This is a genomic window from Coraliomargarita sinensis (genome assembly GCF_003185655.1).
Lineage (GTDB): Bacteria > Verrucomicrobiota > Verrucomicrobiia > Opitutales > Coraliomargaritaceae > Coraliomargarita_B > Coraliomargarita_B sinensis.
Genome location: NZ_QHJQ01000008.1, coordinates 24,276 through 48,279, shown reverse-complemented (window position 1 = coordinate 48,279; position 24,004 = coordinate 24,276). Strand labels below are relative to the sequence as shown.

Here is a 24,004-nt window from a genome sequence, read left to right as displayed (position 1 = left end):
AAATATCCAGTTTGCAACATTTGAATTACTCGAAAACCAGGTAACTCACTTGCTCGCTGGTATGCCCACGCTCGATGTCGCCAGTCTGATCTTCGTCGAAAACAAGATCGAGGCTAGTCGTCGTGACCGGCGTCGTGCCGTAGAGCACGGGCCAACCCCCGTCCACGCCGTCCATGCCGGAGGCACTGACCGCCACCTCAGAGACTGTCGACAAACCGGTAAGGGAATAGGTAAACGGCTCGCCATTGCCTACACCCTTAACGATATCAGCACCGACAGCTGCGGTAAAGTTGATGCCTTCGACCGTTGCTGAGCCGGACTCCAGGATAATAACGCCGATCGTCTCGTCCGCACGCGTGGTAACGGAATCCTCACCCACATGTTTACCGACAAAGATCGAGCTGGCAGTGGCGGGGTTGCCCCGGTTGCCATCACAGGACCAGAAGCTCGACCAGTTGGCGTCGTTCGCGCTCATGACCTGTCCGAGCACGACCGGGCTGGTGTAAGTGTTGGACGTCGCGACTTGCTCCATCAAAGTGTTCGACCAATTGTTTTTCTTGTTCGTGCCGGTCGAAAGCAGTTGGAACGCCTCCATATCGACCCCGTGCTCCAGCGCGTTATAGACACCTTCCTCGACGACCACGATGTGCACGTCATAGGTCCCTATGGCCTCACCGGACGGATTCTGCACTCGAAGCTCGAAGGAGTCGGCACCCACGTTGCGGATGCGTGCCACGACCGGCAGTTGGTTACTGTCCGAAAGGGCCACCGAGGCCACGATGACGGGTGAGTTGTAGGTCGCCTGCAAGTTGACCACAGTCCAGCTATCGCCGATTCCGTTCAACGTGGCAGTGGCCAGTTGTGGACCGTTCAGCGTCGGCGCAACGCCGATTTCGGCACTCAAGGTGATGTTATCAATCCAGACTTCGGTTCCGCTCCACTTTGTGCCATCCGCCTGGAAGTAGAGACGGAATTCGCGGGATCCGGACTCCGCAACGGCACTCAGACTGTCGAGTGGTATAACATAGTTGTTCAGTCCGGCTGAGACCGTGAAGGAGGCAATGGCATCCCCCACGCTGCTGAAGCCGACTTCGTCCGAGAAGAGGTAGATGTCGAGCGACTCACCACTGAAGTCGAAGCTGAGTTCTTGTGGGAGCATACCATCGACATCGGAGGACACGCTAAAAGCGAGATAGTCGCCATCGAGGACAGTTGCGTCATCAATATCACCGTGTGTCCATTTTAAGGATGGCACCGGATTACCGCGGACGCCGAAAGTCCGTGTGTCGTAACTCGCATTGAGATCTGGCCCCTGAGCCAGTGTGCTTGCGCTGGTATTGAGATCCGTATCGACGGAAGCCGAGGACGAACCGTTAAACGGATAGTCCGCAGCAAGGACGATATTACTCACGAGTGAAGTCACGGATTGCTCTCCGCTCAGGACGGATTCGTTCCCGTTGTCGTCCAGTGCGGTGACGACGTAATAATAGGTTGTGCCCTCGGTGATATTCGAATCTTCGTATTGATTCGTCGATAGATCGAACGCGATCTCTGTGTAGGGACCACCCGCCGTCTCGGAACGATAGACTTTGTAGCTGGCAAAATCCGCCGCTGAGCTGCTATCCCAAGTTAAGCTGTTATAGCCGTTCTCAGCGGTCCCGGCGAAGTTAGCGGGCTCGTCCGGGGCGGCCGTGTCTTGATTGATGAAAATTTCAAGAGTCGCCTCGACGGGATCGGCGATACCGTCGCTGACGCTCACCGTCCAGCTGTTCAGACCGGCATCAGTATTCAAAGGTGTGCCAGACAAGCTTCCATCCGTTCCGACAATCAGCCACGCAGGCCCGCTAACCTTGGCGAAGGTCAGGGAGGCACCGACATCGTTATCATAGGCGTTGTCCGCAAGGGACGCGCTGTAGGCGACGTCTTCATCAGCAGCCAATTCAAGGACAGGATTCGAGTTAAAGGCTGGGGCTTGATTGATCGAAATCAGTGACAGGGTGTTCGTGCCGCTGTCATAGGCAAAGCCATAGCCATCACCTAAACCATCCGAGGTCACTGCGGCCCATGAGCCCAAGGTCGTGTAGTCTTGTTCATTATAGGTCAATCGGCCATCAGACCACAGGGCTTCGGCCCAGGACAATCCGGTCTCGGATCCGATCGCAGACCATCCGAGGTCTCCGTCGCCGGAGGCACCGGACTCAACCGGATTGGTCAGTTGCATCGAAACTTGGGTGCCGGGTTCAAAATTGATATCGATGTGATTAACATCGGCACGGTTACCACCGAAATTACTAACGATTAATGTGCCAGCTGCGCTTCCGCCGAAGTTTACCTGAAAGGTATCCTGACCGAATGTGAGCAAGTCGGCGCTGACAGAGCCACCGCCCAGATTGGCATTGCCGCCGCCATGAAAGTTCCGGGAGCCCATGTCGGCAGCGATATTCAAGGTGCCTCCGGATACAGTAAGATCGCCACCATTGAAGAGTAGTGAACGACCCATATCCATGCTTCCTCCGTTTATGATTAACTCACTGCCAGCATTCAATGAGCTGTCGCTGGTGTTCTCAGTGAGATCGGCAGTTCCCTCGTTCATAATAAAGAGAGCACCGGCCAGACTCATCCCCCGCGTGGAGGACACTTGGGCCGAAGCTCCGTTCATTTCCCAGATCGAGCCTGCCCCCAGCTTCAGGCCGCTGAAACCTGTCTTGGTAACGGCACCATCGGTGTGGATGACATGATAGCCGACGTGGGTGAAACCGGAATCATGCTTGGCGTTGATGGCAATCGTGCCGAGCGCACCGCCGGTAGGAAGTCCATTCGACCAGTTGCCCGGATTCGAAATCAGGCTGTCATTCGCATCTGCATCGGTAAACACAGTCGGTGACGAACCGGCGACCACGGTAATTTCCAGAACAGCGGTATCACTGCCGTTGTGTCCGTCGGACACGCTTACCGTAAAGGAATTCAGACCCAGATCATCGGTCTCGGGCGTACCGTAGAGGTCACCATCAGCGGCAATATTCAGCCAGTCCGGGCCAGACACTTTGCTAAAGCTGAGAATATCGCTGACATCCACATCGCTAGCACTACCGGCCAGGGTGCTGGAATAGAAAGTATTCTCCGTGGCGTCGGCACCAACGATCGGATCGGAAGTGAATACAGGAGCATCGTTTACATTGACGACGGTGACTTCGAGGACGGCGCTGTCACTGCCACCATTCCCGTCGGTTACCTCTACGGTGAAGCTATTCAGGCCGACATCATCGTTGCCGGGTGTTCCGGAGAGAACCCCGTCGGATGCCACGCTCAGCCAAGCAGGACCACCGGTCTTGCTGTAGCTTAAAGTATCATTGTCATCATCGCTGGCAGTGCCGGACAGGGAGCCGTTAAAGCCTGCTTCCTCAGTGGCAGCAAATCCTGTAAGCGGATCATTCCCAAAGACCGGAACGTCATTCGAATTCGTCACCGTGATCTCCAGAACGGCCGTATCGATACCACCATTTCCGTCGGATACCTCAATGGTAAAGCTATTCAGGCCGACATCATCGTTACCGGGTGTTCCGGAGAGATTGCCGAGCGGGGCTACATTCAACCAGGCCGGACCACCAGTCTTGGTGTAGGCGAGTATATCACCATCCTGGTCGTTGGCACTGCCATAGAGGCTGCCTTCGTAGACCTCGTCCTCCGCGGCAGCGTCGCCGGCAATCGGGTCATTGATGAATACCGGAGCATCGTTGATATTCTCCACCGTGATTTCGAGGGTGGCGGTATCACTGCCACCGTTTCCATCAGAGAGCTGAACGAGGAAGCTGTTCAAACCGGTATCGCTACTCGATGGAGTCCCGGACAAATCTCCGTTTGCTGCCACACTGAGCCAGGCCGGGCCGGACAACCTGGAGAAGGTCATTGGGTCGCTCTCGGGATCCGACGCGTCACCAGCAATACTTCCGGTGTAGGCGACCGCTTCTGAAGCATCGAAACGCTCGATCGTATCGTTCGAAAAGGCCGGAGGCTGATTGGCCGCCATTGCTTGAGTGAGCGAGAGCGTCCCGGTGCCGCCGTCGAAGGCGAACTGCACGCCGGGCTCGAGGCCGTTCGCAGCCGTCACCGTCGCCCAGGAACCGAGCGCGGCTGTGCCCTGCCCGTTGTAAGTCAGGTTACCTGAATTCCAATAGGTCTCCGCCCAATTGGAAGCACTGCTGACACTGAGCGACATGCGAGAGCCCGGGAGGAAGTTGATCGCCGAGTTCGAACCGAAGCCGAGGATATTCTCCACGCTGAGAGACCCAGCCGTTGTGCCTCCGAATTCAGCTGTCGTGTTGTCGCCACTCAAATCGAGGCTGTAGGCAGTCATCGTGCCACCATCGAAAGTCATCGTTTTGGTATTATCGCTGATGTTATTACCTCCGATGTAGCCGCTGGAGAGATTTCCGTTCACCGTGCCTCCGTTCAGCGCAAAGATCGGTCCCGCTGTTCCGGAAATCTTCAGGCTCCGCCCCAGGTTGAGCGTGCCTCCATTAATCGTGATCGCAGAATTCGCATCGGATAGCGACCAGTCCCTGCCATTTTTTGTGTTAATGTTTCCACTATTGAGCGTGAAGGAAGAGCCGCTACTCACGCCAAAGCCACGAAAGCTGGTCGCGGTTGTGGCCGTCGGCCCCTCCGTGATCCACTGACTGCCGTTGATGAGCTTCAACCCTGAGATTCCCGTGGGCTGCAGTTCCCCTCCGGTGTGGAGAACCTGATACCCATCCAAACTGATTGCGGTATCCACCGATGCATCGATATCAATCCGCCCCCACTGGCCAATCGGCAGACCATTATCCCAGCTCGCCGGATCCGTAATGAGTCCGCCACCGATATAGGTCGTGCCAACCGAGAATCCGGCAATCGGAGTCGCGCTGGTCAGCTCACTGATGGGCGACTCTCCGGAATTGTTGCTGGCGGTGATCAGGTAATAGTAGGTGGTTCCGTTGTTCAGGCCGGAATCAGCGTAGTCACTTTGCATCAAACCACTGGCGATCTGGCTGAAGGGGCCGGTGGCTGAAGTCGCACGATAGACGCTAAAGGTGAAGTTGGCGGTTCCTTCGGCATCGTGATCCCAGTCCAGTTGGATGCTTCCGTCCCCCGGTATGATATCCCGAAGCAGTGGTGCATCGGGAACCGCCGGGTCGACGGTAAGGATCACCGTCGCCTCGTCATGGCCGCCATACAGGGCACTGACCACCACCGTAAATTGGAAGGTGCCGGTATCACCTGCCCGCGGTGTCGCCGTGACGGAACCGTCGGGAGCAACCTGCACCCAATCCGGACCGTCCAGTTTCGCATAATACACAGTGTCACCCTCCGGATCGATGGCTGAACCAGCAAGGCTGTCCGAATTAGTTACATATTGTGTCGCCTTGGGCAAAATAATCGGATCCTGACTGAAGGCAGGAGGCAGACTGTCATCCAGATAGCTCTTGGCGGACGCGATAATTTCATGGCTACTCTCGGATTCGTTCCCATGCTTGTCCACCGCCGTCACACGATAGAAGTAGGGAATATCGTCACGCAGCATCCCAACGTCCCAGCCCTCCCAGTGTTTGTGTTGAATGTCGATAAAGTCACTCGTTGTCAGGCCCATCCCGATCGGGAAGGTGTATTGCTTCAGGTCTGCAGATACATAACTGCGGTAAACATTGTAAGACACTACATCGGACTCAGGGTTGTCGGGCCAGTCCAACAAGACGTTACCGATCAAACTCGTCGCTCTCACCTCGGTTGGTGCGGAGGGAGCATCCGCAACAGGGTCTGCCACCTGTTCGATGATGAGGATAGGTCCGAAGCCGTTATTAATGCTGTTAATGGCACTCGAGAAACCATTGCCAGACAAGATATCGAGGTTGAACGACACCTCCTTGTTAGGGTCATTGGCCCATTGGTCCTGCACGAAGGCAGTGACGTCGAATTCCATCACCGTTGCCTGGGTGTCTTCGTTGACTTGATACGAATCCAGTAGAGCCACCTGCGCAGGCTTATTGTTGAAAGTGATCGTATTCTCTGTCCAGGCATCATTCGTCACAGAGAAAATACCCAGTTCAACTGGAGTGTTCTTGAACTCCTCTGTGGCCAGGCGCAAACGGACTCGGTGAATATTCGTCAACTCCGCAGGATCAATCGCGCTGAGGTCGAACTTTAGGTAGGGATCATTCGTGATGGAAATTTTCGTCCTCAACGGAGTGTAATCGTCTCCAGAGAAAACCGGATAGGTTTGATCCGGATTTGCGGCATCGACGCTACCGTTGCCCACCGCCTTAATCCGAATCACATCGCCGGTATAGGGATCCGGCGCTTGCAATTGAGGCGTGGCGGGAACAGGTTTCCCGACTTCCTCCATCTGAGCCAAATAGAGGTTGAGTGGCGACAACTGCGTCGCATCGATATTTTCATACCAGAAATCAGGATTGCTCTTTGTCGGCAGGGAAAGCGAATCGACATCATAGCCGACGATGATGTGACCGTCCAACTCCAGATTGTAGGCATAAAGCGTATCGTCCGGGTGCACAGGATCCATTCCCAAATCCCCGTCGGGAGAGTAGATCCCCCAAAACGTCTCATTGATCGGATTATTACTGTTCGGTGAACCCGCATAATAGTTTACCTCGAAATCGGTGTAGAGATTATCCCGCACACCCTGCCCATGATAAGCCGCTGCACCTCGGGGAGATTTCACGTGTGAGATGACGCAGCCATGCGTCTGCTTCGTGTCAAAGCCGTGGGACCATGCACCGGTGAAGAGAATATTGTGAAACAAGTTATCATCCGTATCGTTCAAATGCATCGCCATGTGGCCGACCCGGCTTCCCTCCTGTTCCACCGCGACTTTGTTTCGGTCAATGAACTGATCGATCACAATATTTTGAACTGTAATGTATTGGCCACCCGAGGTGGAAATGCAGTGATCCCCGTTTTTGACGTAGATATTCCGCATCCAGCTGTGGGTGCTTGAGTTTCGAATCCCATCGCCCCCTTTGTGCGCCCAGTGACCTATCTTTGTTTGCTCGCGGAATTCAATCGAGAGGTTTTCGATACTCCGGTGAGTACCACCCGGCATGAGGATAAACACCGACTCTCCTGTATTCCGATAACCGTTTCCCGGTGAAAAATAATCGGGGTTCTCATACCCGACTTCTTGAACATAAACTTCATTGAGATACTTCGGGAAGAACAGGACGGTCTCATACATATCCTCCCCTTGCAGCACCACGTAGTCCCGGTCGATGCTGATCTGCTTGGTGATAATATACCGGCCCTTGGGCACAAATACGGCCTTATTGACCGGGCAGGCAGCAATGGCTGCAATAAAAGCATCGGAATCGTCCTGATCATCATCCGGGACCGCGCCGAACTGCGGATCGGTTACATCCACACCCACCGGCCAGTCCGGAATAACCACATCACCATTCATGTAGCCGACATTCGTAAAGTCAGGTAGCCTCGGGTCCCAGGTAACGTTACCCTGCTGGTCAGTCGTCCATAACTGGGATTCAGCAGCTGGTAGGTGGGCTTGAAAAAATGCCATACCTGCGATCAAAAGCGACAACGAGATTTTCTTCATGGGGTCTCCTGGGGTTGGGAGTGAAATGTGGCGGGGTGCGACAAAAATAATAGTATGCCACCATGACATAGAGACAAAAATTAATAATTATCCGTGTCAATGGATATTTATTATACTGCCCAAATTTTACATACAGGCCTTTTACTTAAAGGTATTATCGGAAAATAATTCGAAACTTCTCTCACTAATTAGTTGTCAGAAAAGAAAATATATTATTAATCATTATTATGATTCATTTGTTTACCCCTTCGATTCTTTTATCGCTCTGCATTGCCTTGGGCCCACTCGTGTTGGTCGCCGAGCCGCCCGCCGAGACCACCGTCTACCAGGCGGCAGAAAAAAAACGGGCCCACCTCGAAGACTGCCGCCGCTACCAGCGCATGAGCGACGAGGCCCAAGCGAAGATGGTCGCGATGACTTTCGCACAGGCGAAAGCCAAAGGCTTGCCGCTCTGCTCGCGGTGCCCGGGGAGCACCACCCCCGGCAAGGGAAACCCCGAGGACGGCGGGCTTGAATCCTGGGTCAATCCGGCTCCAGACGAAATTCGCGAGGCACCTTTCAAAGCCAGCCCGTACGCGCCGTTGGTTGCCACCGGTCCGAACGGAGCGCTTGCTTACGACAGCTACTCGGAAAAAGGCGACCGGCTTCTCGATTGGTCCAAGTGCGGCTATAAAATGAGCAACGAGCCCCTACCGGACGTGCAGGTGCTGAAAACTTTAGAGCCGCTATCCGGCAAAGTCACACGGGAGGGGAGCATGGCCTACCCAATGGGACCAGACAGTCAGAAGCGTATCCAGGACGCCCTGAATACGATCGCACAGAGGTCGGCTGACGGCAATGGTCTCAAGGGCGCCCTGCTTCTGAGCCAAGGCACCTATTACCTGTCCGGCGGTCTGCATGTTCCTTCCGGCGTGGTCTTGCGCGGCGAGGGCTCGGGCGAAAATGGCACCGTGTTGATCTGTCAAAGCGACAGCGGGAGAGGCGATGCGATCTCGATCGGGTCGGGCGAAGGAATCGATCACGTCGGCGAGTCCGACAGCGTGCGCATCAGGGATGACTACGTGCCGAGCGCCAGCTACTCTGTCAATGTTACCGATGCGGACCAGTTCAACGCCGGCGACTTTGTGTGCGTGCGCAAGACGGTTAATCGAAGATGGATCGACGATCTCGGGATGGGCGAGCGCCTCCGCCACATTCGGGGCGGCAAAGAAGGCCTGAAGAAGCGGCCGTGGAAACCCGAGTCCTACCAGTTCCGGCACATTCGCCAGATTGCCAGAATCCAAGGCGATGCGATTACCTTCGAAGTTATGCTGCCGCAATCCTTTGCCAAAGTGCATGGCGGCGGCGAGGTTTTTAAAGTCAGCGTCGATCCGCTGGCCTCGCAATCCGGCGTCGAACACCTCCGGATCGTTTCCAATTACGACACGTCGGTAAAGGATACGGGCAAGCAGGCGAACTTCAAAAACTTCCGCAACGGAATTTCGGTAAGCTCGGCGATGCACAGCTGGGTGCGCGACTGCACGGTGCTGCACGTCAGCTTCGCCGCCGTCAAAGTTGCCGATCATACGATGCACGTAACGGTCCGGGACTGCAACTTCCTGGAACCGGTCGGCCCGAAACGCGGAGGCAATTACTACGCCTTCTCCATCGCCGGAGGCACCGGCCACCTCTTCTACAATTGCTACGCCGAGGATGCGCGCCACTGCTTCGCCGGAGGCTCGCGCAACATGGGGCCCTATGTCTTTTTCAACTGCACCTCCGTGCGGGGCGGCCAATCGGAGCCCCACCACCGCTGGGGCACCGGCTTTCTCTACGACAATGTGACTACGGAGGACGGTTCACTCGCGGCCATCAACCGCGGCGACTCCGGCAGCGGCCACGGCTGGGCTGCCGCCAACACGCTTTTCTGGAATTGCGATGCCCGGAACATCGTCGTCATGGATCCGGAAACGGAGGGCGAGAACAACTTCGCCATTGGCTTCACCGGCGACCCGCAACGCGAGCACGGCACCAAGGGTCTCATGTATGCCAACAACCGTGCGGGCTACTGGGGCACGCCCCGGGAAGGCAAATACTACGGCTTCCCGGTCATGGGCAGCGGCCACATCGAAAGCCCGACCGCTCCGGTGGAACCGCGCAGCCTCTTCGTCCGACAACTGATCGAACGGATCGGCGAAGAGCGGGCAAAGGCAGTCCTGAAATAGCTGCTTTTCCGACCGGTTCACTCCGTCTCGAGCTTCGAGAAACATTTCACAATCAACATATCACATGAAACCAAAACCCCGAAAATTCATCCCGGGGCTGCTCTTCTGGGCGGTCCTAGTGGCCTCAAACCTGCCGACTGCGCATGCAGGCTTGCCCGACGACACCACCGTTTACTGGAATGGCAGCGGGAAGCGCGTCCATATCGAGAAATGCCGACGCCTGACCGACGACCCGGCGGAACTTGCCAAATTGACCAAGATGACGCTGGCCGAGGCGAAAGTGAAGGAGCTCCCGCCCTGCTCGCGCTGCCCCGGCAGCGAACTTAACGAGGAGAGGCTGGCCGAGACATCCGACGCGGCATCCCAGAAGGCAAAGGCTTTCCCACCCGAGACCAAAGTCTATTGGGACGGTGGCAAGCGCGGTCATATCGCGAGTTGCCGCCGGTTTCCCGAGGATAAGGAAGTCAATTCAACCTACGGAAAGATGACAGCCGCCGGCGCGATGCTGTGCTCGCGATGCCCGGGGAGCCAACTGAATGTTGAGCGGAAGGCGAGGAGCAGCAACAAGAGTAAGGACTACGGCAAATACGGTCGGAAGGGCGCAAAAGCGCGAGCGGCGTGGCTTAATTACCCGGAAAAGGAGTATGACCCCAAGACCAAGGCCTACTGCGATGCGCTCTGGATGCGTGTCCACGAGGAAAGTTGCCCGATGGTTCTTCTCAAGGATAAGAAGAGAGTTATCACACTCGAACAGGCTGACAAGGAAGGTTGGCGCATCGGGGAAACCGGACAGTCAGGACGAGAGCGCTGCTGCTTTCACGGATACCGCCGCAATCACCCGGAAAAGGAATTCAATCAGGATACACCTGGCCTGACTCAAATCATGAAGAGTGGAAGGTTAAAATGGCATCAAGCCGGGTGCCACCGTTTTATTATCAAACCCGAGCATGTCCCGATGACTATGGGCGAAGCCATGGCAAAGACCGACATGAACCCTTACGTGTGTGTACACTGCATCGAGAGGGGACCGAACCTCACCACGGTAGATCTGAAAAAATTGAGGCAGCGGCCCACCGCACCGGAATTTACACCTCCTGCAGGGTGGACACCCGAACCTTTCTCACCCGATAAACGCCCTTCAGAAAAGGAGATAGATATTCTGATCCAGGAGACGCTGGCCCGGGATTATTCGATACTGGAAGCACCCTTCGAAAATCCTCTGGCATCTCTCGAAGAGTTCATGGGCATGCGGTTTTTCTTCCCCGTCGACAACTGGCTGACCTTCTATCAGGCCTACCGTGCTACCGGCGACAAGCGCATCCTTGAGTCGCTCCGGGTGTCAGCCCGGCATTACCGGGATCTGTGTAACAATTATCCTGACGTGGCTCAACTGAAGGCGCGCGACCCCGAGGGTATGGCCTTCATGTATTCCATGGCCGTCTCTGCAAGGCTCACACTTAAGTTGGCACGGAAGCATCCTGAACAGGTGAATGAGCAAGAGATTGCGGAGGCCGCAAGCTTTCTTAAGGCGATCGTGTCCACCTTGAAGCCGGTATGCGAAGGGGACGATAACCTCGATTCGGAAATGGGCATACCCAAGGAACTGGCGGATGATTTCAGGCGCCGCGCCTTTAACCGTGCCTTGAATGGGATTGGGACGATTGCCATGGCAACGGCAGCGCTTGAAGACCTGCAGGTGGTCGTCAAGACAAGCGCGCTTCAGCCACAGATTGACCGTTATCGAAAGTGCGTCCGGGAGTATTTCAAAAACTGGAAGAGCGAGGGATGTCTCTACACCGAAGCGGACGGTAAAACTTACTTTTACTATCCGTATATAGCCGGGGGCGATACCAAAAGGCAGAACGGCCTCCTACTCGGCGGGGCGGATGATCAAGGCCATTATTCACACTCGATGCAGGGGGTTATGCTGGTGCACGACGCGACCCCTGAACTAGGTGCTGACGACGAATTCATGACGGCCGTTGCCAATGCCGTATACCACAACTCCTATACAAAGAATGGGTCCATTCAATGCCCCTCTGCCGACAAGATTCAGCCCCTAAGCCGTAAAAAATTCGGAGCACCGATAGACCGCTTCTATATGTTCGAAGCCTTTAGGGATGGAGTGATTGAGGGGCAATGCTCCAAGTTGAGTCCGAGTGAGAAGGTCAGCGTGAATAGCGAGTATTCATCCCGGCTCAAGACCTTGCACGCCCAATATTTGAAAGCCCTCCGTGAGAACCCCGGGCTGATTCATTTATAGCAAACGGCGCTCATGTCGCATAAGGATTCTTCCAAAGCCCGAATATGTATAACCTGAAAGCAACAATAACGATGAACCATTTAGTCACAACCATCCTGCTTATCAGCCCGTTTTTAGTTTCCTGCACAAATCTCGCACCGGAAGCAGAAACAAAAGACCCCGATCTGCTCTTCGAGGATTCGATGACGAAAGACTGGCGGGACCACTGGTTTCTCGACGGGAAAGAAGCCACGCTCGAGCACCGCGACGGCGGCCTCTATTTCGCCGCCGGCACCGTGACCAAGCAGGATGACCCAGTGGCGTACCACGCCCACCACGCCGTGCTCTGGACCAGGCAAGTCTTCGAGGGTGATATCAAGATCAGCTACGAGTTGACCCGGATCGACGACAGCGACTACGGGACCACCCTTCTCTACGTCCAGGCCCAGGGCATCGGCGAGGGGCGCTACCAGAAAGACCTCACGAAATGGAACGACTTCCGCGAGATCCCGGCCATGGACAAATATTTCAAATACATGGACCTCATCAGCCTGAGCTTCCGCGAGAACCTCCGCTGCAAGCGCTACCCCTGGATGGATTCCGAGGGCGAGTGGTACGAGGGCCGGGGATTGATCAAGCCCATGGTCGACTACACCCGCATGCAAACCGGAGAGACCTACCGGGTAGAAGTCGAGAAACGAGCGGACTCCCTCAAGCTCCGGCTGGAACACAAAGGAAGCGGCAAAATCCTGCTCGACCACACTTGGGATTTAACTCAAGTCGCCGGCACTCTGGAGCCGCAGCTCATCGAAAAGGGGCGGATCGGACTCCGGCACATGGCCACACGGCAATTTATTTACCGGGACTTCAAGGTGAAGCGTCTTCAGTCTCATGCCACACATTAAACTTCGCATCATAAACGTAGTCGGGCCGCCTTGGCCCCTCGCCCTCTGGGCCTCCGGATAAGCCGTAGAGAATTGCACGGCAAGCCGGTCCGACTGCGAAAGAAAACAGTTGCCCGCTACTCGTGCTGTACCGAACGAATAATCCCATGACTCGATACTCCATCGCTTGCCTTCTGCTCAGCCTCGGTCTGGCGGGCTGCGTCAGCACGAAACATCCGACCACGGTCGAACTGGAGGGCGAGACCATCTCGGTCACCCCAAAGAAATATCCACCGACTATCCGTGATGTCGCCTACGGTCCACACGAGCGGAACAAGCTCGACTTCTGGCAGGCGGAATCCGACGAACCGACCCCGCTGGTATTTTACATCCACGGGGGCGGCTGGATCTCCGGCAGCAAGGAAGCGAACAGCGGCCCTTCACTCAACCTTCTTGATCAGGGCGTGTCCTACGTCAGCATCAACTACCGGTTGGCGCGCGGGGAAAACACCCTGCCCTGCAGCCTGAACGACGCGGCCCGGGCCCTGCAATTCGTCCGCAGCAAGGCGGAGGAGTGGAACATTGATCCCGAGCGCATCATCGCTTCCGGAGGCTCGGCGGGGGGATGCTCCAGCTTGTGGCTGGCTTATCACGATGACCTGGCCGACCCGGATAGCGACGACCCCGTCGAGCGACAGTCGACCCGAATCCAAGCGGCGGCCGCTATCAAAGCCCAAAGCACGATCAACCCCTGGGTCGTGCAGGAGCGACTCGGGCCCAGCGCATCCAGTCACCCCATGATTTGGGAAACGGTGGGCGCGTCCAGCCTCGAGGCACTCTTTGCCAATTGGGAGGAATACAAGGCGATCTCCACCGAGGCCTCTCCAATTACCCATCTCAGCAAGGACGACCCGCCGGTCTTCATTGTCTACGGCTCCGATACCCCCGCCCCGCCTGAAAGCGACGGAATCCATCATGTCGGATTCGGCCGTCTCTTACAGGAGCAATGCAAGCCACTGAACCTTGAATGTACTCTTGTCTTTGCAAACAAAGCGACCCGACAGGCAGCCTTGGACGAATTTATCCTGAAACGTTTTCAAGCACTTGAAGAGTAATCCCAAAGGCTCGCTTACAGGTCCCCCCGTGCCGCGGAAAGCCCTGCCTCGGCCGGACCCGTCGGCAGCGTGGCCACCCATTCCTTAAGCTTGGCGCGAAGGCGATCCACGACGTCCGGATGAGCGGCGGCGAGGTTGTGCCGTTCGACCCAATCCTCCTCCATGTCGTAGAGGTGTAGACGGCTGGCATCCCCGTTCATGACCATCCGCCATTGCCCCGCCTGCACGCCGTAGCGCGGCCACCAGTCCCGGAACTCGTCGCTGTTACGCCATTCCCAGAAGAGCGGTTTCGTGCGCTCGAAATCCCCGCCCGCCAAGGCCGGCAGGATATTTTCCCCGTCCGGCTGGAAGCCCGCGGGTAGCGACGCATTTGCCAGGGCAGAAAAAGTCGGCAGTAGATCGACACCGGCCATGACCGCGGTCCGGTCGACCCGGCCAGCCGGCACCTGCCCCGGCCAGCAAGCGATAAAGGGAACCCGAAGCCCCCCGGCCAACAAGGAGCGCTTTTGCCCGGACAACCCGCCTGTTTCGCCCACCGAATACATTCGACCCAAGCCCGGCCCCGTCGAGGCGTCGGCTGAATACCGCTGCGCCTCACCGCCCTCCACTTCCGGGCCGTTGTCCGAACTGAAGATCACAAGCGTGTTATCGGTCAGCCCGAGTTCGTCCAGGGTATTCAGGATCCGACCAATTTCCGCATCCGCCTCAGCCACCACCGCGGCATAGACGCGTTCCTGTTCACCAAGATGGTCGAATTGCTGCAGATATTTCTCCTTGGGATAGTGCGGCGTATGTGTCTCGTGAATCCAGACATTGACAAAAAAAGGCTGATCCTTGTGGCGACGGATAAAGTCGATTGTTCGCGAGCAAGTCGCCTCGACCGGCATCTGCTCCCCCGAGAGATTGTAGGCCCCGTATTCATCGAACCCGTAAACGCTCGGTGTCGGGGCATCGGGCACCCGCGTGTTCGTGAGGTGCCACTTGCCGAAGTGACCGGTCTTATAACCAGCTTCTTGGAGCAACCGGGGCAGCATTGTCTGCTCTGGATCGAGCCAATCTGGCATGCCCCGCTCAACGTGGCTGGCGACATGAGAAAAATGGCCGTGGATGCGATGCCGCGCCGGAAACTGCCCGGTCATGATCGCGGCGCGACTGGGCGAGCATACCGGGTTATTCACCCAGAAATTCTGGAAATCAGTGCCCTCCGCCGCCATGGCATCGAGGTTCGGCGTCTTGAGAAAGCGACTTCCGTGGACACCCAAGTCGCCGTAACCCCAGTCATCAGCGAAGATGAAAACGATATTTGGGCGCCCGGAAAATTGATCTAGGACCTCAGCCGCAATGTGGACATTGGACAGCAAGAAGATTAACGCGGACAGAAAAACGGCGTTGGCGGATACCATCATATCAGCGTCAATTCATTCCATTTAATCGGGAAATGGGCAAGACATACCGCTAATAAATATTATTTTATTGAACCCGGGTATGATAGCTCCTATGGCTACGCCATACAAATATCTGAAATCATGGAATACCGGAGAACCATCTGCCGCTACCTTTTGCCTGCCACCTGCCTGCTGTGGATCGCCGCATGGGCAACCGGTTGTCGAACCACGCCATCGACCGCCGCACAAAATCAGCCGAATATCGTGATCCTATATGCCGACGACCTCGGTTACGGCGACCTCGGTTGTTACAACCCGGATTCAAAAATCCCTACACCCCATTTGGATCGGCTGGCCGGCGAAGGCATGCGCTTCACCGACGGCCATTCTTCCTCCGGCATCTGCACCCCCAGCCGCTACGCCCTGTTGACCGGCCGCCATCACTGGCGGAAATTCCACGGTATCGTGGGAATATTCGGGGCATCCGCCTTCGACGCGGAGGAACTTACCCTGCCTGAAATGCTGCAACAGAGCGGCTACACGACCGCCGCCATCGGCAAATGGCACCTCGGCTGGGACTGGAGCTCGATCGTGAGGGAGGAGAAACGGGATCAATTTGACCCGACCGATCGCCGGGCCAGCTACCGCCCGGAGCTCTTCGACTGGAGCCGGGCGATTCCCGACGGACCGCTGGCCCACGGCTTCGATTATTACTTTGGCGATACCGTGATCAATTTCCCACCCTACTGCTGGATCGAGAACGACCGGGTGGTCGAGGCGCCGGACAGGATGATGGATACGAAAGCATGGAAGCCCATCAAGGAGGGTCACTGGGAGTGTCGCCCCGGGCCTATGGTGACCGGCTGGGATCCCTACGAAAATATTCCCACCACCACGGAGAAGGGCGTGCGGAAAATTCACGAGCTTGCTAAAGGCGAAGAGCCCTTTTTCCTCTATTTCGCCTTTCCTTCACCCCACGCGCCGATCATTCCAAACGACGCCTTTGACGGTCGTTCTGAAGCCGGCCCTTACGGCGACTTTGTAGTCGAAACCGACGACGCCTGTGGGCAGCTGCTGAAGGCGCTCGAGGACGCCGGCGTGGCCGAAAACACCCTCGTCATCTTTTCCGCCGACAACGGCCCGGAAAAATACGCCTACCCGCGCTTCGAGAAATACGGCCACTGGTCCTCCGACCCCCTGCGCGGCCTGAAACGGGATATTTACGAAGGCGGACACCGCGTACCCTTCATCGTCAAATGGCCGGGGGTGACCCCTGAGGGTGTTGTGAACAAAAGCCTGATTTCACAGATCGACCTCATGGCGACGATTGCGGCAACCGTCGGCTACGAGCTGCCCGACGACCAGGCGGAAGACTCACATAATCAATTATCAGTGCTCCGGGGCGCGCCCGGGGGAAGCCGCCGCAGCCACATCCACAACACCTTCAAAGACAAGTTCGCCATCCGTCACGATCAGTGGCTTCTCATCAATGCGGAGGACGGTTACCACTCGGGCGGATACGAGGCCTGGGAAGAAGCCTTCGATTACCCCGCCGACAACCAGCTTCCGGTCGAACTCTACGACCTCCGCCGGGACATCGGCCAGCGCCGCAACCTGGCCGATGCGCACCCCGCGGTCGTGACTGAGCTACAGGGCCTGCTGACACGAATTCGCGAGCAGGGCCACTCGGCCCCGCGGTTGAGGCGGGACTGATCCCTTCTTATCTCTTGGCCACAAGGTTTGAGCTTTTCAAAGGGCCTGAGCATGGCCTCGACGGAATTCTTACGAAAATGGGGTTATCCAGCTCCCGTAGTCGGGGTGATTCATCCCCCGACAGAACGTAACGGTGATTGGGAACTGGCTTGAGGAGGTCGAGCGCCTCCAGAGCTTGTGGCCTGTTCGGATGGAGCGAAACAGAACTTGCCTTCGGGTCGGGGGATGAATCACCCCGACTACGATAACGACCCTCCGGCATCCACCTGAATTCGGAGGCCCAAGGAGATACGTTGAAAGATACGGCCATAAAGCTGCCCAAAATGCGACGGCGCCTCCGGCTGGTGCCGGAAAATTTCCGATTGCATCTTTCGAATAAACACATCATGATGCGTTTTATTAGAACAACAATCGACATCAATGATGCTTTACTGGACGCACTGAAACAACGGGCACGGACCGAGGGGCGCCCCATGACGAAGATTGTTCAAGAGACGCTGGAGAGAGGCCTTTCCGCGCCATCGAAAGAAATAAAGAGAAGGCGCATCAAGACGCACGCGGTTGGCATCCGTGCGGCCTACCGCGGGATGAGCATGAACCAGGTCTATGACCAGCTGGAATCGGAGGATCATTTGAAAGTGGCTGAAGAATGATTATCCCCGATGCCAATCTTCTGATCTTCGCGCATGACCGGACTTGTCCGCAGCATGACAAAGCGAGAACTTGGTGGGAGGCCGCGCTTTCCTCCGACGAAACGATCGGCATCCCCTGGGTCGTGCTCCTCGCCTTCACACGTATCATGACCCACCCTCAGATTTGTGCGGCCCCCCTGGACGGAGAATCCGTCCGCGAAATGGTCCAACAATGGTTGGACTGCCCGCAGGTCCGGGTCATTCAAGTGTCCGAGCGCGCCGTCGGCGTATTCTTTGATTTACTCGCCGAGGCAGAAATGGGCGGAAATCTGAGCACAGACGCGCTCATTGCCGTACACGCCCGCGAACACTCGGCCGTCATTTACAGCAACGACCGCGACTTTGACCGCTTCCCCGGGATCCGATGGAAAAATCCCCTGCGTTGAATCGGACTCTGAATTAAGCTGTTTGAATGCCGCGGCGCTTTAAGCAAACGCTGAAGGCGATCGAGAAAGCTGGCGCAGTCGGCAACACAACCCTCATCCTTCCACCGCCAGTGGCCCGGGGTCGCTCCATCTGCCTGCGGTAAATGAAACTTTTATTTCAAAAATTTACCATATTGTCTCACCAGCAAGCGCGCCCACTTGGATGAAGCGTGTTCCAATGTCGCCGTGAAATCCAAGGCGTTCGATTAAGAATCCGGAAAAAGACCAATCCATCAAGAAGCGGTAAATATTTAAATAATTAAAAAATAATTATTAAATCAGTATTGACATTAAGGTTCCGAGGTTATTCGATCCCGCTGTCCTGTAATTATTAACTTCAAACACCCCTACTTTAATGAAAAACCCAATCTTATTCAGCGCTCTCGCCATCTCCCTTGCTACCAGCGCTGCCACAGCTCAGACGGTCATTCTCGCGGATGACTTTACCGGTGTCTCCAAAACCAATAATGTAGCGACCATCACCTCATGGAACACTGAGGTGGGATTTAATGCTGGCACCTCCTTTACCGCTTTCAACGACGGCGGCGGAGCTGCCAATTATCACGACGTTCAAGCCGATAAGCTAGACCCAGATGCATCCGTTTTTGGAGGAGGGACTGATGGATGGTATATTGACTTTTCTTTAGCCTTGGATGCTAGCACATCTGCCATTGATCTCACGTCCTTATCCCTGACCTCCTATGCAATCACTGGAGGTGGCGCCCTCAGGAATAAACAAGGTACTATCGACTGGGAGTTGACCATATCTGGGGACAACGGCTACACCCAGACTTCGGCGATAGGTACAAGCTCTGACTTTGGTGGCGGCCAAACAGCTACCACAACCATAGACTTGTCAACTTTCGCCGATTTAGTAGCGGGCGAGAATTACTCTGCTAGACTTTTCGTAACTAAGACACAAGCTGGAGGTGATGACACCCACATGTCTCTTGGTGATTTTTCGATGAGTGGCAACGTGACAGCGGTTCCCGAGCCGTCGTCCTTCGGACTTCTATCCGGTATGCTTGCTATTGGCTGGATCATGGCTCGACGGAGACAATAGATAATTTCCACAACCGATTTGCCGAAGCCCGTCGTGATATCACGACGGGCTTTTTGTTTCATAGCGGATCATCCGTGCTTGAATCTTTCTAAACTTAGACAACGGACAAAGTTCGACTGTAAACTCTCTTACTTGGACCGCGTTTTGTTACAAAGAAATCAGATGAATGCGGAACCTATCCTCCGGCGAATTCCATTTACCTACAGGGAATTAGTGCCATAGCGAAAGGTAACTTCACGCAAATCATATTTGGCAAAACGGGCAAGCGGCGACGTACAAATCAAGCCACTGTTGATCCTTTCTAAGTACGCTTCCTTTCAGCTCGAATGGGCTTTAAAACCGACTTTTTTTTCTCAAATTAATCTCTAGTGTTGTATCTTTCTAAATTTGTACAATATTTATTAGATGATTACCCCGCCCCGATTTAAGCGTTGGCGCTCGCCCCAAACGTCGAAGGAAGGGTTCGCTCTGGTTATCTCGCTGACCTTGATGGGCTTTATCATGGTTCTGCTCTTTGCCTTGACCGCATTTCTCACCGTCGAGACAAATTCCTCGGGGTCCCGAAGCTCCGTTCTACAAGCGAAGCAGAATGCGCGCACCGCGGCAATGATCGCACTTGGCGAGCTGCAGATGTCGATGGGGGCGGACACGCGGACAAGTGCGCGAGCGGAAATCCTATCAAGTCAAAACCCTGACGATCCTGAGGATGGCGTGTCACCCTTTAACGCCGACGAGATCACACGCTTCTGGACCGGTACTTGGGACACGGAGAACTGGAATCCGGGTGACGCAGAGGACCGGCAGGGACGCTTCAACCGTTGGTTGGTCTCACTCCCTAAAGAAGAGCGGAATAATGTCGAATCGGTGGCCGAAAACGGCCTTACCTTTAATCCGGACAATGGCGGTGAAACCGCCGTCGTCGCCTCTCTTCAAGCGATCCCCTACAACGGGACCGAACCGACAATCACTGAAGTCAGGGTTCCGCTCCAAGACCTGGATGATCGGGGAGCCATCGCCTGGTGGATTTCGGACGAGGGTGTTAAGGCCAATATAAGTATGGTCGATTCATACCGGGCCGAACGGGAGAGCAATCCAGTCCGCGACATCCCGCGCTACCTTTTTCCCCATCGTAACAACCTGAGCGGCACGGAGTGGTTCCAAAATACCGACTTCAACAATGCGGATCTGATTTCGAGCTTGCGCAAAGTCACCGACACAAGCGCTTCGGCCGAACTCGTTTTTTTCGATGCGTCGGTCAGCACCAACGCCGGCAGCGCATTGGCCGAAGACAATCTGATGGCGGACTTCAGTCTCTATAGCTACGGCGTCTTGAGCAGCAACCGGCGCGGGGGCCTTCGCAAGGACTTGTCGCTCGCCCTCTGGCGAGACCCGGAGCAAATCTTTAATTTTGATCCCTCAATTGCGATGACCAACACCGCTTTCGAAAACGATTTTCGCCGGCGGCGCATCTTCAACTATCAAGACTATCCCCAAGCCGACCAGAGCATCCGCAGTCCGTCGGCGGCGGATAAAAACTTCTTCGCTCCCCGCTGGCAGATCCTTCGCGATTACCACAACTCTTTTCAGAGGCTGGCGGATGCGGACAACGGCGCGGTGAGGGTTGTGCCTCTCCCGGATCCGGGCGGATCGGGCAATTACTACATGCCCAAGGTCCGGCTCTCCACAGACACACACTCCGGCTTCAACGATTTCCGGGTGGCAACCCGCGATCACCTCGACTACTGGGCGCCGTCCGATGTTGATGCCGAAATTCTGTCCCGGTCCGATGGACCAGTGGAACCGGTCACCAGTCCGGTTACTCCCGTTCTGCTTCGTTTCAACCTTCTGTTCCATTTGTCGGTCGACGAGAGCCGTGACAGCTCCGGGAATTTACGGACGGATCCCTCCGGCAACCAATACTACCATCCCGTGATGCGCGTCACGCCCACGGTAACCTTATGGAATCCGTATAACGTGGGCATCTCCTACGAAGCATTGGACGGGTTCTTCGAGGATTTCCCGGTGCTCAACTGGGATGTCGAGCAAAAGGTAAAAACGGTTTTCACCATTAACGGGAGAGATTTCGCACTCACCCGAACCGGTGATTTTCTGTCCGGAGGGATACTGACCAGCAGCAACGAAAGATTGTGGGTCGAATTCGATCCCGCCTCCCCCGAACTCAATGATTTCGCTCCCGGTGAAATACGGGTCTACACGGTCCAGAACGTCGCTGCGGCGGACGATTGGAATCAGGGCAACCCGGTCGCGCTAACCTCGATTTTTCCCGACACCCTTCCCGCCAATGATCCCAGCGATTTCCCCTACCTGACGCTCTCCGAAACACTTTCCGACCCGAACAATGACCTGGATGAACTGACGGAGGGTGATGTGCTTGAGATCGAAACCAGGATCACAAGCGACGCCGAAGGTGCCAGACCGAGTTTCGAGACCCATGATTTCCGCATTCGATTGGTCCGGAACTTCGACGATCCGTCCGTGGACCCGGGACTGGATACAAGTGTGACCGTCAACCCTGATGCCTTGGTTTTCCTGGGTGGCATCGAATTGCACCTGCTGCCCGGTTCGGAATTCGCAGAACCAGACTACAGCCCAAGCCGTTTCGCCAATTTCAACGTGCGCCCCATCTACCCCAAAGGCGGGCTCATGGGGGTCTATGACGGTCAAATTCCCAACTACTGGTTTGGATTTCTACCCGGCCCGAGTGATGTAAATTACGAAAAGGCCGGCGTCTCCACCGGAAGCGGCACCTTGATGCGTGGCTTTTGGGGGGCCTCTGCCGGCGGCAGTGGCGGGGAGAACTTTATCAGTCTGTTCGATGTCCCCCGACGCCCTCCGGAATCGCTCGGTCAATACCAACACGCCCACCTGGCGAACCTTTATCCGCACAATCCCACTTATCCTCTGGGCAACAGCATGGCCGACCCGCATGTGCGGCGCGCCTATGCCGTGGATAATTTTGCGAACAGAACCTTCATGGATCTCTCCTGGTTTCTCAACGATGCGCTCTGGGATGATTATTTCCTATCGACCATCGACCCCTACGATATCGACAATCGCTCCCCCGGCCGTCTTGCCCCACTCCGCGAGCGCTTTGTCGAACTGGACAGAAACAAGGACTATTTGTATGACCGCCTTCCCAATCCGGACAACCCATCAGAAGCCGGTTACGAGGACGCCGCTGCGAATCTCTTACTCCGCGGCCCCTTCAACGTAAATTCAACTTCGGTCGAGGCCTGGGCTGCCTTCCTCTCCGGCCTGGGAGGCGAGGGTATTTCTTACCTGAATCAGGGTTCCGGCTCCCTTGCCACCACATCCAAACTCGACCATCCCTTCCACCGCCTCAGCCTGCCGACCGCGAACAGCAACACGCCCTGGCGCGGCGGACCTCTCGATTTCGAGCGTGCCGCCATCCGGACCCTGGCCGAGAATATGGTCGAAGAGGTCAAAAAACGCGGCCCCTTCCTCTCGCTCTCCGACTTCATCAACCGGCGGCTTACGGACGACGAACGCGGGCTCAAGGGTGCCCTGCAAGCGGCCATCGATGCCGATCCATCGACCCAAGGGGTCGTCGACAATACCCAGCCGGCCGAACTAAGCGACGCTCCGGTCCAGAACAATATCGACGGCAACCTACTCGACCTTGCTCCCGGCGACCTCTCCCAGGCAGACATCTTGACCACGGTCGGGCCGGGACTGAGCGCCCGCTCCGACACATTTATCATAAGAAGTTACGGTCGCCATACCAATCCCGGCTCGGATAAGGTGGTCGGTGAAGCCTGGTGCGAAATGCTGGTCCAGCGCTTGCCCGACGAACCGGCCAATGAAACCATCGGACGCCCGTTTCGCGTTGTCGGATTCCGCTATTTGAATCCAGATGAAATCTAAAGAACCGCAGTTATGTCCCCGAAATCCATACCTCTCATCCCTACACTCCTCTTGCTCCTACTCTCGCTTGGTCCGGGCTTCCAAATCAGGACACAGGCCCAGCAGAGTTCCAGCCCGGATAGCGAACAGATCAAAGTACGCTTTCGCGCCATGGGCTGGTCCGGCACCTGCAAGGACCTCTTCTACCTTCAGGGCGGGAAAGCCGAAACATTCACTGCTACCTCTGCCAACCCGTCAAAATGGTTGGAATATCGCGGACCGACTCCGCTGATTCTATATAAGAAAGGTGAAACCACGCTCAACGCCGAAGGCGAAATCGTGCCCCGCCCGGTCGGTAGCTTCGACCCGCCGGGCCCCGGCGAATATTTGCTCCTGCTCAAAGAAAAGGTGAACGGGGCAAGCACTTGGAAATACCAGATTTTCCCGCTGGCTGAAACCGGAGGCGAGGTCGAACCGGGCTACCGGATCGTCAACTTTACCGACAAGGAACTCGCCATCAAAATTAACGACGAACAGGCCATCATCCCGCGCGGCGAATTTCAGCACCTCAAACCGACCGCCCGGGACGATAATTCACTCAGTGTCGCGACCGCATCCAAGGAAGCAGATGGGTGGAAGGTGAAATATCGAAATCTTTTTCGGGAAAAACCGGGGATTCGTACAACCGTCTTCCTGTCGGAATCCGGGAAGCGGGTGCAAGTCCGCCGCTTTCTCGACCGCGCAACACGAAACAATTAACACCTGTATTTGTAGAGAATAGAGGTGTCGTATCGGA

Annotated in this window: 12 protein-coding genes; 10 read left to right on the top strand and 2 right to left on the bottom strand. The window is 55.9% G+C overall.

Annotated elements, in window-relative coordinates; genetic code table 11:
• Positions 1 to 25: 25 nt before the first annotated feature.
• Positions 26 to 7,600: an Ig-like domain-containing protein gene (locus DDZ13_RS11100; protein ID WP_158279897.1), complete on the bottom strand. Its 7,575-nt coding sequence runs from the start codon at positions 7,598 to 7,600 to the stop codon at positions 26 to 28.
• Between the two features lie 227 nt (positions 7,601 to 7,827).
• Here DDZ13_RS11100 and DDZ13_RS11095 point away from each other — a divergent pair, with 227 nt between their 5' ends.
• The 4 genes from DDZ13_RS11095 (at position 7,828) to DDZ13_RS11080 (ending at position 14,045) form a co-directional block, all read left to right on the top strand.
• Complete coding sequence (locus DDZ13_RS11095) at positions 7,828 to 9,804, top strand: right-handed parallel beta-helix repeat-containing protein (RefSeq protein WP_110131523.1); 1,977 nt, start codon at positions 7,828 to 7,830, stop codon at positions 9,802 to 9,804.
• A gap of 64 nt (positions 9,805 to 9,868) precedes the next feature.
• Positions 9,869 to 12,067 carry a hypothetical protein gene (locus DDZ13_RS11090; RefSeq protein ID WP_110131522.1) on the top strand — a complete coding sequence of 733 codons (2,199 nt, stop codon included), beginning with the start codon at positions 9,869 to 9,871 and terminating at the stop codon, positions 12,065 to 12,067.
• 71 nt (positions 12,068 to 12,138) lie between these two features.
• On the top strand, positions 12,139 to 12,951 hold the full coding sequence (locus DDZ13_RS11085; protein WP_146209350.1) for a hypothetical protein: 813 nt from the start codon (positions 12,139 to 12,141) through the stop codon (positions 12,949 to 12,951).
• 146 nt (positions 12,952 to 13,097) lie between these two features.
• The gene (locus tag DDZ13_RS11080; protein ID WP_110131520.1) at positions 13,098 to 14,045 is read left to right on the top strand and encodes an alpha/beta hydrolase; all 948 of its coding nucleotides are present in this window, start codon (positions 13,098 to 13,100) and stop codon (positions 14,043 to 14,045) included.
• Positions 14,046 to 14,059: 14 nt separating this feature from the next.
• Here the strand turns inward: DDZ13_RS11080 and DDZ13_RS11075 are convergent, their stop codons facing one another.
• Positions 14,060 to 15,451, bottom strand: coding sequence for a sulfatase family protein (locus DDZ13_RS11075; protein WP_199221106.1), 1,392 nt, complete (start codon positions 15,449 to 15,451; stop codon positions 14,060 to 14,062).
• Positions 15,452 to 15,571: 120 nt separating this feature from the next.
• On the opposite strand from DDZ13_RS11075, the gene DDZ13_RS11070 reads away from it, so the two are divergent.
• From DDZ13_RS11070 to DDZ13_RS11045, 6 genes are all read left to right on the top strand, one after another.
• Positions 15,572 to 17,143: a sulfatase family protein gene (locus tag DDZ13_RS11070; protein WP_110131519.1), complete on the top strand. Its 1,572-nt coding sequence runs from the start codon at positions 15,572 to 15,574 to the stop codon at positions 17,141 to 17,143.
• Positions 17,144 to 17,529: 386 nt separating this feature from the next.
• Positions 17,530 to 17,796 carry a hypothetical protein gene (locus tag DDZ13_RS11065; protein WP_146209349.1) on the top strand — a complete coding sequence of 89 codons (267 nt, stop codon included), beginning with the start codon at positions 17,530 to 17,532 and terminating at the stop codon, positions 17,794 to 17,796.
• Complete coding sequence (locus DDZ13_RS11060; RefSeq protein WP_110131517.1) at positions 17,793 to 18,221, top strand: TA system VapC family ribonuclease toxin; 429 nt, start codon at positions 17,793 to 17,795, stop codon at positions 18,219 to 18,221. Before DDZ13_RS11065 ends, DDZ13_RS11060 begins: the two co-directional genes overlap by 4 nt.
• A gap of 394 nt (positions 18,222 to 18,615) precedes the next feature.
• On the top strand, positions 18,616 to 19,323 hold the full coding sequence (locus tag DDZ13_RS11055) for a PEP-CTERM sorting domain-containing protein (protein WP_110131516.1): 708 nt from the start codon (positions 18,616 to 18,618) through the stop codon (positions 19,321 to 19,323).
• Positions 19,324 to 19,728: 405 nt separating this feature from the next.
• Complete coding sequence (locus DDZ13_RS11050; RefSeq protein WP_110131515.1) at positions 19,729 to 23,229, top strand: hypothetical protein; 3,501 nt, start codon at positions 19,729 to 19,731, stop codon at positions 23,227 to 23,229.
• A gap of 12 nt (positions 23,230 to 23,241) precedes the next feature.
• Complete coding sequence (locus DDZ13_RS11045; RefSeq protein ID WP_110131514.1) at positions 23,242 to 23,967, top strand: hypothetical protein; 726 nt, start codon at positions 23,242 to 23,244, stop codon at positions 23,965 to 23,967.
• Positions 23,968 to 24,004: the final 37 nt, after the last annotated feature.